The organism is Aminobacter sp. SR38, assembly GCF_014843375.1.
Taxonomy (GTDB): Bacteria; Pseudomonadota; Alphaproteobacteria; order Rhizobiales; family Rhizobiaceae; genus Aminobacter; species Aminobacter ciceronei.
In genome coordinates, this window is the sequence record NZ_CP062112.1 from 3,132,590 (window position 1) to 3,146,469 (window position 13,880).

A 13,880-nucleotide genomic window follows, 5' to 3' on the forward strand; every position below is an offset into this window, starting at 1 on the left:
GCTCAAAGACTGCGCCGCCGCAGAATGTCGGTGTAGACGGCGAGAATGATGATCGAGCCGGTGACCACGGTCTGCCATTCCTGGGCGACCGAGAGGATGCGCAGGCCGTTGGCGAGCACGGAGATGATAAGGGCGCCGATCAGCGTGCCGATGATGGTGCCGCGGCCGCCCGAGAGCGAGGTGCCGCCGATGACAACCGCCGCAATCGCATCGAGCTCGTAGCCCTGGCCGAGCGCGGGCTGGGCCGAGTTGAGCCGCGAGGCGATCAGCAGGCCGGCGATGCCACAGATCGAGCCGGCCAGCGCATAGACCGCGATCTTCCAGCGGTCGGTGTTGACGCCGGAAAGCCTGACCGCCTCTTCGTTGGAGCCGAGCGCAAAGGTGAAGCGGCCCAAAATGGTGCGCTCGAGGATGAAGCTGGTGGCGATGGCGACCAGGAACAGGATCAGCACGCCGTTGGGGATCGGAAGGCTCGGGATGACCGAGCCGATCAATGAGCCTTGCGAGATCTGGGTGAAGCCGGGCGTGCCGTTGAAGTAGATCGGGCGCGTGCCCGAGATCACCAGCGACAAGCCCTTGAGGATCAACATCATGCCAAGCGTGGCGATGAAGGGCGGGATTTTGAGCTTGGCGACGAACGTTCCGGACAGCGTGCCACTGGCAGCCCCCGCCAGGATCGCGGCCAGCACGCCGAGGCCGAGCGGCATGCCCCAGAAGGTCAGCACCACGCCGGCAATCACCGCACAGAAGGTCATCAGCGTGCCGACCGACAGGTCGATGCCGCCTGTGATGATGACCAGCGTTGCTGCGATCGCCAGCACGCCGTTGACCGACGTCGCCTGCAGGATGGCGATGATGTTGGACGTCTGCATGAAATTGGGCGAGGCAAAGCTGAACACCGCGACAAGGATGATCAGGCTGGCGAAGGCGAGCAGCCGGTGTTGCGCGCCGGAAAATCGCGAAACGGCAGAGGTGTTCGCCGTGGATGCTGCAGCACTCATTTGGCCTCTCCCTTTGCCGTCTTTTGCTTGTTCTGGTTGGCGGCATCGCCGCGAAGCGTCGCCAAATGCATGATCTCCTCCTGGCTGGCGCCGCCGGGCAAGATGCCGGTCAGCCGCCCCTCGCACATCACCGCGATGCGATGGCTGAGCCGGAGCACCTCCGGCAGTTCGGAGGAGATGACGATGATGGCGCGGCCCTGCTGGGCCAGCGCATTCAAGAGCTTGTAGATTTCGTTCTTGGCGCCGACGTCGATGCCACGCGTCGGCTCGTCGAAGATCAGCACCTCGCAGTCGCGCAGCAGCCATTTGGCGATGACGATCTTCTGCTGGTTGCCGCCCGACAGCAGGCGCACTTCCTGCCGGTCCGACGGGGTCTTGATCGCCAACTGGTCGATGTAGCGGGCGGCGACATCGTGCATGACGCCTTCCCTGAGCAACCCGGCCGGGCCGGCGAAGCGCGCAAGGCTGGCCAGCACGACGTTGTTGCGTACGTCCATGCCGGTGGCGAGGCCGAAATGCTTGCGGTCCTCGGAGAGGTAGCCGATGCCGGCACGCACGGCGTCTTGCGGGATACGGATGTCGACCTTTTTGCCATGCATGAAGATGTCGCCGCCGTCGCGACGGTCGGCGCCGAATATGGCACGCGCCACCTCGGTGCGGCCGGCGCCCATCAAGCCGGCGAAACCGAGGATTTCGCCCTTGCGGACAGAAAGGCTGACGTCGCGGATGACCGTACCGCGATTGAGGTTCTTGACCTCCAGCACGGTCTCGGACTTGCTGTGGTCGGGAATGTCCGGCCGTTCGTCGGTCAACGTGCGGCCGACCATCATCGAGATGATCTTCTCGACTGGCGTCTCGGCAGCCGGCACCGTGCCGATATATTCGCTGTCGCGCATGACGGTGACGCGGTCGGCGATGCGCTTCAGCTCGTCCATCTTGTGCGAGATGTAGACGATGCCGACACCCTCGGCCTTCAGCCTGGCGATGATGGCGAAGAGCTCCGCGATCTCGGCGTCGTTGAGGGCCGCCGTCGGCTCGTCCATGATCAGCACGCGCGAGCGATAGGACAGCGCCTTGGCGATCTCGACCATCTGCTGGCGTGCGATGGTCAGCCCGCCGACCGGGGTGCGCGGGTCGAGCTTCAGATGCATCGAGGCAAAGATCTCGGCGGTATCAGCGTTGAGTTTCGCCTCGTCGAGCAGCAGGCCGCCGGCCTTGCGTGGCTCGCGGCCGATGAAGATGTTCTGCGCCGCTGTCAGATGCGGCATCAGATTGAGCTCCTGATGGATGATGCCGATGCCGAGATCCTGGGCCTGGCGCGGCGAGTTGATCTCGACCGGCTTGCCGTCGAGCAGGATCTCACCCGCATCGCGGCGGTAGATGCCGGCGAGGATCTTCATCAGCGTCGACTTGCCGGCGCCGTTCTCCCCCATCAGGGCATGCACTTCGCCTGACAGCAGCTCGAGTTGGGCATTGTGCAGGGCGCGCACGCCGGGGAACGACTTGCCGATGTCCTTCATGACGACGAGAGCGGTCATGCGCGACCTCCTTCGATGCCGTAGAAGCGGGCGGCTGTGCCGCCCAGGATCGCCATGCGCTCGCGTTGGCCAAGGCCGTCAAGCAGGCGGCCCGTGACCTCGTCCCAGAAGGCGAAGGGGTTGGCCAGTGTCAGCACCGGCCAGTCCGACCCCCAGATCAGGCGATCCGGCCCAAACCAGTCGAGCAGGCTGCAGATCGCCGGGTGCAGCGCTTCAGCCGCGGCCTTGGACGTCGCGCGGCGCTCCGCGGGCAATTCGGTGAGCAGGCCAGACAGCTTGCAATAGACCTGCGTGTGCCCCGACAGCTCGGCCATGCCGAACCGCCACATGCCATGGCGCGGATCGTCGGCAGAAGCGGCGAAGGCGGGCTTGGCAGCATGGTCGATGACGACGGGGAGCTCGGGATGTGCCTCGACGAAACGCCCGAGCGCCTGAAGATGCTGCGGCATCACGAGCGCGTCGAAACGCAGGCCGAGCCGCTTGAGTGCTGCGATAGCGTCCAGGTGCGGGCGGGTGGCGATCCAGTCGGGATCGTCGAGATCCTGCAACATCGGCCGGACGCCCTTGAACAGGGGATCGGCAGCGAAGCGATCGAGCGTGGCAACGCTGTCGGTGGAGGACAGTTCGACCCAGCCGACGACGCCGGCAACAGCCTTGTCGTCGCGGCCCTGGTCGAGCAGGAACTGCGTCTCGGCTTCCGTCGGGGCTGCCTGGACCAGGATGCGTTTGGCGATGCCGGCGGCTTCCGCCAGCGGGCGCATCTCGGCCGCGCCGAAGTCGCGGTAGATCGGCTGGAGATCGGCGGCGTCTGATGTCAGCCAGCCATAGTCGCCGCGCTGGAGCGTCCAGTAGTGGCAGTGGCCGTCGATCCTTTCGATCATGGCCGCCGCTCCGCCTATATGGTGACGCCGCCGTCGACCAGGACCGCCTGGCCGGTGACGAAGCGCGACTCGTCGGACAAGAGATAGACGACCAGTGGTGCTATGTCGTCGACCGTGGCGAGCCGGCCGATCGGCTGGCGGGCGATGAAGTCCTTTTCGGCCTGCACCGGGTCGGCGGCAGCAGCGATGCGGCCGCGCAGCGACGGCGTGTCGACTGTGCCCGGGCAGAGCGCGTTGCAGCGCACGCCGCGGCGCACATAGTCGGCGGCCATGCCCTTGGTGAAGCCGATGACCGCCGCCTTGGTGGCGCCGTAGAGCAGCCGGTTGGGGAAGCCTTTGATCGACGAAGCCATGGAGGCCATGTTGAGGATCGACACGGCGCCGGTCTTTTCGGCGCGTTCGAGCATGCCGGGCAGGAACGCCTTGGTCGTGCGGTACATGCTCTTGACGTTCAGGTCGAAGCTGAAGTCCCAGTCTTCGTCGCTGCAGTCCATGATGGTGCCGTTGTGGACGAAGCCGGCGCAGTTGAAGAGCCCGTCGAGCGGCGCCTGGCCGGCGGCGAAGCTTGCCACGGCCTTGCCGTCGCGGACGTCGAGACGATGGGTCTCGATGTTCTTATGTTCGGTCGAAAGCGCTTTGAGCGCGTCGTCATTGATGTCGGTGGCGATGACATGGGCGCCCTCATTGGCGCAGGCCAGCGCGCTGGCGCGGCCGATGCCCTGAGCGGCGGCGGAAATGAAAATGCGTTTCCCGCTTAGTCGCATAACCGTCGCTCCTCCCAGCAAACTGCTTGCGCTTCTGTCTATATACGAACATACTATTCATAAATGAACCGACCATGCAATGGGGAATCGTGGGCCGGTCGACAGGGAGGTTCTCGCGTCATGCCAAAAGGGCCGGCAAAGACCGCCAATAGCGTCGACAAGGACGAGCGCTACCGCGCACCGGCACTGGACAAGGGCCTGGACATTCTCGAGCTGCTTTCGGAGCAACCGGGTGGCCTGACCCGGGCCGAGATCGGTGAGGCGATGGGACGTGGGCCGAGCGAGGTCTACCGCATGCTCGAACGTCTGGTGGCGCGCGACTTTGTCAGCCGCTCGCCAGAGGGCGACCGCTACGCGCTGACCATGAAGCTTTTCATCCTCGCCCATCGGCATCCGCCGATAAGGCGGTTGGTGGCGCGGGCTCAGCCTTTGATGGATGCATTTTCGGTGGCTGCCGGCCAGTCATGTCATCTGGTAGCGCCCGACCGCGACGCGGCGATCGTGGTGGCGCATGCCAGCCCGCCCGGCAACTGGGAATTCGGCATCCGCATCGGCGCCCATATCGATCTCCTGACCACCAGCTCGGGTCATATCCTGCTCGCCTTCCAGGACCCGCATTCGCAATCCGAGGCAGCTGCGCGTTGGGAAGGCACCAGGCAGGCAAGCGCGCGCGAAAAGCTGGAGCCGATCCTGACCGGCTATCGCGAGGCCGGCCACCGTGTCGGCCCGAGCCAGCAGATGCGCGCCATCGACGACATCTCGGTGCCGATCCTGTCGCCGGACGGGTATGCCATCGCCGTGCTGACCTGTCCCTACATCCTGCGGATCGACGACAGGCAGGCGGACATTGATCAGACGCTGGTGTTGCTCAAGGACGTGGCGGCGAAGCTGTCGCTGTCGTAGGCGCGGGTTGGACGTTGCTTTGGCGCTGCGTAGCGCAGAGCTCGATGCTACGTACCGGCAGGCGGTTGAGGGGGCGGCTGCGCCCCTTTCAGGGAAAGTTCTGGCTCTCCTAAACCTGCGCCGAAGACGCGGTTCATCCCCCCGGCGGTACCACGCCCTTGCGCACGGCGAAGTCGGCATAGAAGCGGCGTTCCTGGGTCTGGATGACGGCATAGGCCTTCTTGGCGCGCTCGTAGAAGGCGAAGCGTTCGATGCCGACCATCTTGGTGGCCGTGCCCTCGATCAGCTTGCCGACCTCACGCTGCACCTCGGGGATCTCGTCCGGCTTGCCGACCACTTCCATGCGGCCGAAGGCGTCGTCGACGAAAGTGTCGACCGGCATCACCGACAGCACCGCCTTCATGACGCTGACGATGTCGCCGTCGATGCGCAGTGGCCGGCCGAAGACGGTCTGCCTCGCCATCGCATCGGCCGGGAAATTGGCATCGGCGATAACAAGGTCGTCGCCATGGCCCATGGCGCGGAGCACGTAGAGCACGTCGGGGCCAAGCAGCGGATCGATGCCAAGGAGCATTTTTGTCACCTGAGATGGGGGTTGCGGATGCGGGGCGGCCGCACCTGAACGCCATAGTTTCCAGTCCAGAATTGCAGGCAAGTGCTTGCGCGCGCAACCTGTCCATCTGACATTTTCACCTTTCGCGGAAATGCGGAAAACGGACTTCCGCATTTCCGTAACACCCCTAGGCGTCGCGGACGAAACCTTCGCTCGCAACCAGAAGGTTGCGCGTGTAGTCCTGCGCCACGTTTCGCGTGGCGAGGTCGCCGGCCTGCAGCCGTTCGACCTCCTGTCCGCCCTGCATCACCATCAGCCGCTCGCACATGTGGGTGATGACGCCGAGGTCGTGGCTGACCATGACGAAGGTCAGCTTGCGGTCGCGGCGCACCTGTTCGAGCAGGTTGAGCACTTCGGCCTGCACCGAAGCATCGAGGGCCGATGTCGGCTCGTCGAGCAGCAGGATCGACGGTTCGAGGATCAGCGCGCGGGCGATCGCCACGCGCTGGCGCTGGCCGCCCGAGAGCTGGTGCGAGTAGCGGAAGCGGAAGCCGGAGCCGAGGCCGACCTCGTCGAGCGCGCGCTGGATGCGTTTCTCGGTGTCGCCGAAACCGTGAATGTCGAGCGGTTCGAGCAGCAACCTGTCGACGGTCTGGCGCGGGTGCAGCGAACCGTACGGATCCTGGAACACCATCTGCACCTGGCGGTAGAATTCCTTGTCCCTGAGCTTGCCCAACCGCTTGCCGCTGACGTCGATGGTGCCGCCGGAGACGGGCGCGAGACCGGCGACGGCGCGCAGCAGCGTCGATTTGCCCGAGCCGGATTCGCCGACGAGGCCGAAGGATTCGCCTTGCGCCACGGTCACGCTGACGTCCTTCAGCGCGACGAAATCGTCGTAGACCACACGCAGCTTGTCGATCGAGAGAGCAGGGGTCACAGCAGCCACTCCGGCTTTCGGTCGAGCACGGGCAGCGGGTGCCGGTCGGCGCCGATCTTGGGCATGCAGTTGAGCAGGCCTTGCGTGTAGGGATGCTTCGCCTGCGACAGTTCCGAGGCCTTCAGTTCCTCGACGATCTTGCCGGCATACATGACGATGACGCGGTCGCAGAAGGTCGAGACCAGGCGCAGGTCGTGGGAAATGAAGATCAGGCCCATGCCGCGGTCGATCACCAGCCGGTCTAGAATGCGCAAGATGTCGAGCTGGACAGTGACGTCGAGCGCCGAGGTCGGTTCGTCGGCGATCAGAAGTTCCGGCCCGGCAATCAGCATCATGGCGATCATGGCGCGCTGGCCCATGCCGCCCGAGACCTCGTGCGGGTAGAGGTCGTAGACCCGCTTCGGGTCGCGAATCTGGACGGCGGCGAGCATGTCGAGAGCGCGCTCGCGGGCCGCCGACTTGCTGACCTTTTCATGCGTCCGCAGCGTCTCCACGATCTGGCGGCCGATGGTCATGACCGGATCGAGCGAATATTTCGGATCCTGCAGGATCATGGCGATGCGGTTGCCACGCAGCGCCCGGCGCTCGGAGACGGAGGCCTTGAGCAGGTCGATGCCGCTGAATTCAAGCCTTCTGGCGCCGATCTCGGCATGCTGTGGCGTCAACCCCATGATCGCGCGGCCGGTCTGCGACTTGCCCGAACCGCTTTCGCCGACGATGCCGAGCCGTTCCTGGCCGAGCGCGAAGGATACGCCGCGCACCGCTTCGACCACACCGGTGCGGGTGGGGAAGGAGACCCTGAGGTCTTCGACATGCAGCAACGTGCTCATTGGCCACCGCTGCGTGTGTCGAGTGCGTCGCGCAGGCCGTCGCCGAGCAGGTTGAAGCCAAGGCTGACGATGAGGATCGCAGCACCCGGTGCTGCCGCCACCCACCATTGGTCGAGGATGAAGCGGCGCCCCGAGGCGATCATCGCGCCCCATTCCGGCAGCGGCGGCTGGGCGCCGAGGCCGAGGAAGCCGAGACCGGCGGCGGTCAGAATGATGCCGGCCATGTCGAGCGTGACGCGGACGATCAGCGAAGAGATGCATAGCGGCATGATGTGGCGGAGCACGATGCGCATCGGCGAGGCACCCATCAATTTCACCGCTGCGATGTAATCGGAATTGCGCACGGTCAGCGTTTCGGCACGAGCGATGCGGGCATAGGGCGGCCACGAGGTCAGCGCGATGGCGATGATGGCGTTCTCGATGCCGGGCCCGAGGGCTGCGACGAATGCCAGAGCCAGAACCAGCTTGGGGAAGGCGAGGAAGATGTCGGTGATGCGCATCAGCACCGCGTCGATCCAGCCGCCGGCATAGCCGGCCGCCGTGCCGACCAGGAGGCCGATCGGCGCTGCGATGATCGCCACCAGCACGATGACCTGCAAGGTCAGACGCGAGCCGTAGATCAGGCGTGAAAGGATGTCGCGGCCCTGGTCGTCGGTGCCGAGCCAGTAGGTGGAGCTCGCCGGCAGCAGGCGGGCGTTCTTGAGGTCGCCAATATAGGGCGAATGCGGCGCCAGGAGCGGCGCGAAGGCGGCAACAAACAGCAGCAGAAGGATAATGCCGAGGCCGATCGCGGCAAGCCGGTTGGCGGTGAAGCGGCGCCAGGTCACATAGGCGCGGCCGAGCCGCGCCTGCAGGCGCGATTGCGGTCGGTCGGTGAGCAGCCATTCGCGGCGGGTCATGGTCGTGTCGCTCATCGGATGCGCGTCCTTGGGTCGAGCAGACGATAAAGCAGGTCGGAGAGCAGGTTGAGCGCGATGAACACCGAACCGATGACGATCGTGCCGCCCAGCACCGCGTTCATGTCGGCGTTCTGCAGCGAGTTGGTGATGTAGAGGCCGAGGCCGGGCCAGGCGAAGACGGTTTCGGTCAGGACCGAGCCTTCGAGCAGGCCGGCATAAGAAAGGGCAATGACGGTGACCAGCGGCACGGCGGCGTTGCGCAGTGCGTGGCCCCAGATGATGCGGGTTTCCGACAGGCCCTTGGCGCGGGCGGCGACGATGTATTCCTGGCTCAGCTCGTTCAGCATGAAGGAGCGCGTCATGCGGCTGATATAGGCGAGCGAGAAATAGCCGAGCAACGACGCTGGCAGGATGATGTGGGCGAAGATGTCCTTGAAGGCGGCCCAGTCGCGATTGAGGACCGCGTCGAGCAGGTAGAAGCCGGTGATCGGCGTGAAGGTGTATTCGAACACCACATCGATGCGGCCGGGGCCGGCGGTCCAGCCGAGGCGGGCATAGAACACCAGAAGCGCCAAAAGACCGAGCCAGAAGATCGGCACCGAATAGCCGATCAGGCCGATGATGCGCACGATCTGGTCGGCGAGGCTGCCACGCTTGACGGCGGCGAGCACGCCAAGTGGGATGCCAAGGGCTGCGCCGATGATGGTGCCGACGGAGGCGAGTTCCATCGTTGCCGGAAAGACGCGGCGGATGTCGGCCATGACGGGATTTGTGGTGAGCACCGAGGTGCCGAAATCGCCCGACAGCACGCCTTTCACATAGAGATAGAATTGCTGGTAATAGGGCAGGTTGAAGCCCATCTGCTCGCGCGTCCGCTCGACGACGTGAGCCGGCGCCCGGTCGCCGACGATGGCGAGCACGGGGTCGATCGGCACGACCCGGCCGATGAAGAAGGTGACAGCCAGAAGGCCGAGATAGGTGGTCCCCACGATCACCGCGAAACTGGCGACCGCCTTGAGAATGGTGGAGGCGCGCCTGTTGGCGCGCCTCGCGGGCGTTTGTGTATCAGCAGTGCTCAATGGTCCGATCCTTTTGCGCACGGCCCCTTGCGGATGTCATGCGCAGACTCGAATGGCTACAGCGTCGCTTTGCGCGTTCCGGAGAACGCGCGGCGCCGTAAAGGATCATTCCTTGGTCACGGGGGCGACGAAGTTCGAATCGAAGTTCGGTCCAAGCTTGTAGTTCTTGACGTTGCCGCGCAGGCCGGCGACCTCGGTCTGCTGGAAGATCAGCACGAACGGGCTGGTGTCGAGGGCTGCCTGCTGCAGTTCCTTGTACATCGTCGCACGCTTGTCGTTGTCGCGTTCCAGCAAGGCTGCCTTGGTCTTTTCGGTCAGCTCCGGCACATCCCATGCATTGCGCCAGGCCAGGGTCTTCACCGTGCCGTCGTCGGCATTGTTCGGGTTGGAGGTGAAGGTCTCGGCGTTGGAGTTCGGATCCCAGTAATCCATGCCCCACTGGCCGATATACATGTCGTGGTTGCGGGCACGGTACTTGGTCAGGGTCTGCTTGCCGTCGCCGGGGATGATCTCGACCTTCACGCCGGCCTGGCCGACCGTCTGCTGGAAGGATTCGGCAATGCCCGTCACCGGCTGGGTGTTGCGCACGTCCATGGTCACCGAGAAGCCGTCCTTCAGGCCTGCCTTTTCCAGCAGTTCCTTGGCCTTGGCGACGTCGAAGGTGAACGGGTTGGAATCGAGTGCGCCGAGCACGCCCTTGGCCTGGTAGGTCTGGCGGATTTCGCCGATGCCCTTGATCAGCGTCGAGCCGATGGCATCATAGTCGACCAGATATTTGAGCGCCTGGCGTACTTCAGGCTTGGCCAGGTTCGGGTTTTTCTGGTTGAGGCTGATGTAGTAGACGGTGCCCTTCGGCGCGCTCGTGGTAGTCAGCTCGGCGTTCTTCGAAATGGCTTCCAGGTCGCCTGGCTCGAGGTTGCGGGCGACGTCGATGTCACCGGCTTCGAGCATCAGGCGCTGGGTGGCGCTTTCCTTGACGTGGCGGTAGATGACGCGGGCAAGCGCCGGCTTGTCGCCATAATAGTTGTCGTTGCGTTCGAGCACGAGGATCTCGTTGGCGCGCCAGTCGCGGATCTTGAACGGACCCGAGCCGGCGTAGCCGGTCTTCAGCCAGCCATTGCCGAAGTCGTTGTCGAACTTGTACTCGTCGGTCGGTGTAACTGGAGCGACATGCTCGAGCACCAGCTTGCTGTCCATCACGGCACCGACCGTGGCGGTCAGGCAGTTGAGCACGAAGGACGGCGCATAGGACTTGTCGACGGTGAAGACGAAGGTACTGTCATCGGCGGCCTTGGCCTTCTCGGTGACGTTGTCCTTGGTCAAGCCGAACTGGGTGAGGATGAAGGCCGGGCTCTTGTCGAGCTTGACCACGCGCTCGAACGACCAGGCGACGTCCTTGGCGGTGATCGGATTGCCCGATGCGAACTTCAGGCCCGACTTGAGCTTGAAGGTGTAGGTCAGGCCGTCGTCGGAGACGGTCCAGCTTTCGGCGACGCCGGGACGCACCTTGGTGGTGTCGTTGATGTCGAGACGTACAAGCATGTCATAGGCGTTGCCGAGGAATTCGGCCGGGCTGAGCTCGAAGGACTCTGCCGGGTCAAGCGTGATGGTGTCGTCGATGGCCCATGCCTGGACCAGCGTGTCGGCCGGCGTCGCCGCAAGTGCCGGCGCCGCGAAGACCATCGCCGACAGAGCGGCGCCGGCAAGCATCAGACGGAAGTGTCCGTTCATTTTACCAAGCATCATTTTTCAGTTCCCCAAGTTGACGATTATTTGTTGTTAGGCTGCCGTTTCGTGCCAGGCCGAGCGCAAGACCCTCAGCCAGTTGTCGCGGCAGATTTTCGCCAGATCGTCGTCACCGTAGCCCGCGCCGCTGAGGGCGGCAACGAGGTTCTGCAGGCCGGCGGCATCGCCGATCTCGGCCGGCACGGTGGCGCCGTCGAAGTCCGAACCCAGCGCCACGCCATCGATGCCGACATGTTCGACGAGATAGTCGATATGGCGAATCATGTCCGATAGCGGCGTGTCGACGCTCTTCAGCCCGTCTTCGCGCAGCATGGTGACGGCGAAGTTCAGGCCGACAAGGCCGTTGCTCTCACGCACCGCTGCAAGCTGCTTGTCGGTCAGGTTGCGGCTGATCGGCGTAATCGCATGAACGTTGGAGTGGCTGACGATCAGCGGCTTCTCAGAAAGCCTGGCGACGTCCCAGAAGCCTTTCTCGGTGATGTGGGCAAGGTCGATGGCGACGCCGATGCGGTTGCATTCCTTGACCAGCCGCTTGCCGGCGTCGGTCAGGCCGGGGCCGGTGTCGGGGCTCGACGGGAAGGCGAAGGGCACGCCATGGCCGAAGACGGTGTTGCGGCTCCAGACAGGGCCGAGCGAGCGCAGGCCGGCGGCATAGAACACGTCGAGTGCGGCGAGATCGGCGTCGATCGCCTCGCAGCCTTCCATGTGCAGGACGGCGGCAAACTTGCCTTCGGCCTCGGCGGCCTCGATATCGTTTGCGTCGCGGCAGATCTTCCAGCCGCCGGCGCGCTCGACGCGGAACGCGATCGACGCCATGTCGAGGGCGATGTCGAGCGACGGCGCGCGTTCGAGCGGCTTGCACAGCGGAATGGCGTAGTGGCCGTTTTCGTCGCGCTGCTCGTCGGGCATGCTGGCCGAGGTGATGTAAATGGCGCAGAGGCCGCCGGCGAGGCCGCCCTTTGCGGCGCGCGGCATGTCGATGTGGCCCTGGCGGGTGCCCTCGATGAACTCGGCCACCGGATCGGCGCCCTTGGCGGCGTTCTGCCACAACCGGAAAAGGACGTCGTTGTGACCGTCGAATACTGCCTGCATTACCCACTCCTGTAAGTGGAAGGCAGTTGAAGGATGCCGGGCGGGGGGAGTCAACATGTGCCAACGGGCGCCCGATGGGTCGAAGCCGCGGTTCCGCTGGGGAAGCCCTATCCAGGACCAACACTAAGCCATGCCTGGACCACTCGCGCCTGAATCGGCCGCCACGGTCCTCAAACAGGCTCGATATGAGGGGTTGACCGCCCTCGGCTGCCGCCGGGGCTGACGCAGCGGCAGTGATTGGCTCTGGCTGGACGTTGTGCGCTGGCGCATTTTTGTGCAGGCGGGTCGGGTGCGGTCGATGAGCCGTGCATCACATTGCCAATCCAATCACAGGACATATTCATTATGACAGAAGGCAGTCTTCTTGATCATGCACTCGTGCGCCTCGACGAGGCGGCAAAACACCTGAACGTCGACGCCGACGTGATCGAGAAACTGAAGTTCGCCCGCGAGACGACCAAGGCACGGCTGATGATCCGCATGGACGACGGCTCGCGAAAATCGTTCCTCTCGTGGCGCTGCCGTTATGACGACACCCGTGGCCCGACCAAGGGCGGCATCCGTTTCCATCCGGAATCGACCGCCGACGAGGTCGAGATGCTGGCGTTCTGGATGACCTTCAAATGCGCCGTGATGAACCTGCCCTATGGCGGCGGCAAGGGTGCTGTGCAGGTCGACCCGCGCAAGCTGTCCAAAGCCGAGTTGGAGCGCCTGTCGCGTGCCTACATGCAGGCCTTCGCCCGCATCATCGGGCCCGACCGCGACATCCCGGCACCAGACGTCTACACCAACTCGATGATCATGGGCTGGATGGCCGACGAGTACGCCCAGATCGTCGGTCAGGCTTCGCCCGCCGTCATCACCGGCAAGCCGCTGGCGCTGGGCGGCTCGCTCGGCCGCGGCGACGCCACCGCGCGAGGCGGCTTCTATCTCGTGCGGCACCTCGCCGACGAACTCGGGCTCAAGGGCAGCCTGCGCATTGCCGTGCAAGGCTTTGGCAATGCTGGCCAGCATATCGCCCGCCTGCTTGCCTCGGACGGCCACAAGATCATTGCCGTGTCGGATTCGGAAGGTGCCGTGCATGCATCCGACGGCCTCGACCTCGACCGCCTGTTTGCGGCCAAGAACAGCGCCCGTTCGGTGACCTCGACCGCCGGTCAACACGGTCATGAGCTGCTTGCCGGCGACGCGCTCGTCGGCGTCGACTGCGATATCCTGGTGCCGTCGGCGCTGGAAAACATGATCCGCGTCGACAACGCCGACAGCGTCAAGGCGCGCATCGTGCTCGAGCTCGCCAACGGTCCGGTGACCTCGGAAGCCGACGCCATCCTGGAAAAGAAGGGCATCGTCGTGCTGCCCGACATCCTGGCGAACGCCGGCGGCGTCACCGTCTCCTATTTCGAATGGGTGCAGAACCGCCAGGGCTTCTACTGGCAGATCGAGGAGATTCACGACCGGCTGCGCGCCATCATGGAACGCGAGGGCCGCGCCATCTGGGACGTCGCCAGCAAGAAGGAGATCTCGGTGCGGACAGCCGCTTATGTGCATGCGCTCGGCCGTCTCGCTGAGGCGATCGAGGCGCACGGCACGCAGAGCTACTTCGACAGCTGAGCCACGCCGGGGTGTAGCGCCGGGCCATTCGGCCCGGCGGTCCGTC

General features: G+C 64.7%; 13 protein-coding genes. 2 read left to right on the top strand and 11 right to left on the bottom strand.

Annotation, left to right across the window (positions count from 1 at the left end; all coding sequences use genetic code 11):
- Positions 1 to 2 precede the first annotated feature (2 nt).
- Genes IG197_RS15260 through IG197_RS15275 form a run of 4 tightly spaced genes read right to left on the bottom strand, consistent with a single transcriptional unit; the run spans position 3 to position 4,184 of the window.
- Complete coding sequence (locus IG197_RS15260) at positions 3 to 1,001, bottom strand: ABC transporter permease (RefSeq protein WP_192313033.1); 999 nt, start codon at positions 999 to 1,001, stop codon at positions 3 to 5.
- Positions 998 to 2,539 carry a sugar ABC transporter ATP-binding protein gene (locus IG197_RS15265; protein WP_192313036.1) on the bottom strand — a complete coding sequence of 514 codons (1,542 nt, stop codon included), beginning with the start codon at positions 2,537 to 2,539 and terminating at the stop codon, positions 998 to 1,000. Before IG197_RS15265 ends, IG197_RS15260 begins: the two co-directional genes overlap by 4 nt.
- Positions 2,536 to 3,420: an amidohydrolase gene (locus IG197_RS15270; protein WP_192313040.1), complete on the bottom strand. Its 885-nt coding sequence runs from the start codon at positions 3,418 to 3,420 to the stop codon at positions 2,536 to 2,538. The genes IG197_RS15265 and IG197_RS15270 overlap by 4 nt, the downstream gene beginning before the upstream one ends.
- Before the next feature lie 14 nt (positions 3,421 to 3,434).
- Positions 3,435 to 4,184, bottom strand: a complete 750-nt coding sequence (locus IG197_RS15275; protein ID WP_067955972.1) for an SDR family oxidoreductase — start codon at positions 4,182 to 4,184, stop codon at positions 3,435 to 3,437.
- Between the two features lie 120 nt (positions 4,185 to 4,304).
- Between IG197_RS15275 and IG197_RS15280 the strand changes: the two genes are divergently transcribed.
- Entirely contained in the window at positions 4,305 to 5,087 is a 783-nt protein-coding gene (locus tag IG197_RS15280) for an IclR family transcriptional regulator (protein WP_192313043.1), read from the top strand.
- A gap of 133 nt (positions 5,088 to 5,220) precedes the next feature.
- Here IG197_RS15280 and IG197_RS15285 read toward each other — a convergent pair whose 3' ends face one another.
- The 7 genes from IG197_RS15285 to IG197_RS15315 form a co-directional block, all read right to left on the bottom strand.
- Positions 5,221 to 5,661, bottom strand: coding sequence for an RbsD/FucU family protein (locus IG197_RS15285; protein ID WP_067955975.1), 441 nt, complete (start codon positions 5,659 to 5,661; stop codon positions 5,221 to 5,223).
- Between the two features lie 166 nt (positions 5,662 to 5,827).
- Positions 5,828 to 6,577 (bottom strand): ABC transporter ATP-binding protein, encoded by a 750-nt coding sequence (locus IG197_RS15290; RefSeq protein WP_192313046.1) that lies wholly within the window; start codon positions 6,575 to 6,577, stop codon positions 5,828 to 5,830.
- Positions 6,574 to 7,407 carry an ABC transporter ATP-binding protein gene (locus tag IG197_RS15295; RefSeq protein ID WP_192313049.1) on the bottom strand — a complete coding sequence of 278 codons (834 nt, stop codon included), beginning with the start codon at positions 7,405 to 7,407 and terminating at the stop codon, positions 6,574 to 6,576. The genes IG197_RS15290 and IG197_RS15295 overlap by 4 nt, the downstream gene beginning before the upstream one ends.
- On the bottom strand, positions 7,404 to 8,306 hold the full coding sequence (gene nikC, locus IG197_RS15300) for a nickel transporter permease (RefSeq protein WP_067965920.1): 903 nt from the start codon (positions 8,304 to 8,306) through the stop codon (positions 7,404 to 7,406). Before nikC ends, IG197_RS15295 begins: the two co-directional genes overlap by 4 nt.
- An 11-nt stretch (positions 8,307 to 8,317) precedes the next feature.
- Positions 8,318 to 9,385, bottom strand: a complete 1,068-nt coding sequence (locus tag IG197_RS15305; protein ID WP_192313051.1) for an ABC transporter permease — start codon at positions 9,383 to 9,385, stop codon at positions 8,318 to 8,320.
- A 105-nt stretch (positions 9,386 to 9,490) separates the two neighbouring features.
- Positions 9,491 to 11,128: an ABC transporter substrate-binding protein gene (locus tag IG197_RS15310; RefSeq protein WP_192319784.1), complete on the bottom strand. Its 1,638-nt coding sequence runs from the start codon at positions 11,126 to 11,128 to the stop codon at positions 9,491 to 9,493.
- A 36-nt stretch (positions 11,129 to 11,164) separates the two neighbouring features.
- Positions 11,165 to 12,223 carry a dipeptidase gene (locus tag IG197_RS15315; RefSeq protein ID WP_192313054.1) on the bottom strand — a complete coding sequence of 353 codons (1,059 nt, stop codon included), beginning with the start codon at positions 12,221 to 12,223 and terminating at the stop codon, positions 11,165 to 11,167.
- A gap of 345 nt (positions 12,224 to 12,568) precedes the next feature.
- On the opposite strand from IG197_RS15315, the gene IG197_RS15320 reads away from it, so the two are divergent.
- Positions 12,569 to 13,834 (top strand): Glu/Leu/Phe/Val dehydrogenase, encoded by a 1,266-nt coding sequence (locus IG197_RS15320; protein ID WP_067955989.1) that lies wholly within the window; start codon positions 12,569 to 12,571, stop codon positions 13,832 to 13,834.
- Positions 13,835 to 13,880 lie beyond the last annotated feature (46 nt).

Excerpts from the sequence above, each read along its gene's own strand:
- IG197_RS15275 (WP_067955972.1), bottom strand. The coding sequence starts at position 4,184 with ATGCGACTAAGCGGGAAACGCATTTTCATTTCCGCCGCCGCTCAGGGC.
- IG197_RS15270 (WP_192313040.1), bottom strand. The coding sequence starts at position 3,420 with ATGATCGAAAGGATCGACGGCCACTGCCACTACTGGACGCTCCAGCGC.
- IG197_RS15260 (WP_192313033.1), bottom strand. The coding sequence starts at position 1,001 with ATGAGTGCTGCAGCATCCACGGCGAACACCTCTGCCGTTTCGCGATTT.
- IG197_RS15285 (WP_067955975.1), bottom strand. The coding sequence starts at position 5,661 with ATGCTCCTTGGCATCGATCCGCTGCTTGGCCCCGACGTGCTCTACGTG.
- IG197_RS15265 (WP_192313036.1), bottom strand. The coding sequence starts at position 2,539 with ATGACCGCTCTCGTCGTCATGAAGGACATCGGCAAGTCGTTCCCCGGC.
- nikC (WP_067965920.1), bottom strand. The coding sequence starts at position 8,306 with ATGACCCGCCGCGAATGGCTGCTCACCGACCGACCGCAATCGCGCCTG.
- IG197_RS15315 (WP_192313054.1), bottom strand. The coding sequence starts at position 12,223 with ATGCAGGCAGTATTCGACGGTCACAACGACGTCCTTTTCCGGTTGTGG.
- IG197_RS15320 (WP_067955989.1), top strand. The coding sequence starts at position 12,569 with ATGACAGAAGGCAGTCTTCTTGATCATGCACTCGTGCGCCTCGACGAG.
- IG197_RS15310 (WP_192319784.1), bottom strand. The coding sequence starts at position 11,128 with ATGCTTGGTAAAATGAACGGACACTTCCGTCTGATGCTTGCCGGCGCC.
- IG197_RS15295 (WP_192313049.1), bottom strand. The coding sequence starts at position 7,407 with ATGAGCACGTTGCTGCATGTCGAAGACCTCAGGGTCTCCTTCCCCACC.
- IG197_RS15280 (WP_192313043.1), top strand. The coding sequence starts at position 4,305 with ATGCCAAAAGGGCCGGCAAAGACCGCCAATAGCGTCGACAAGGACGAG.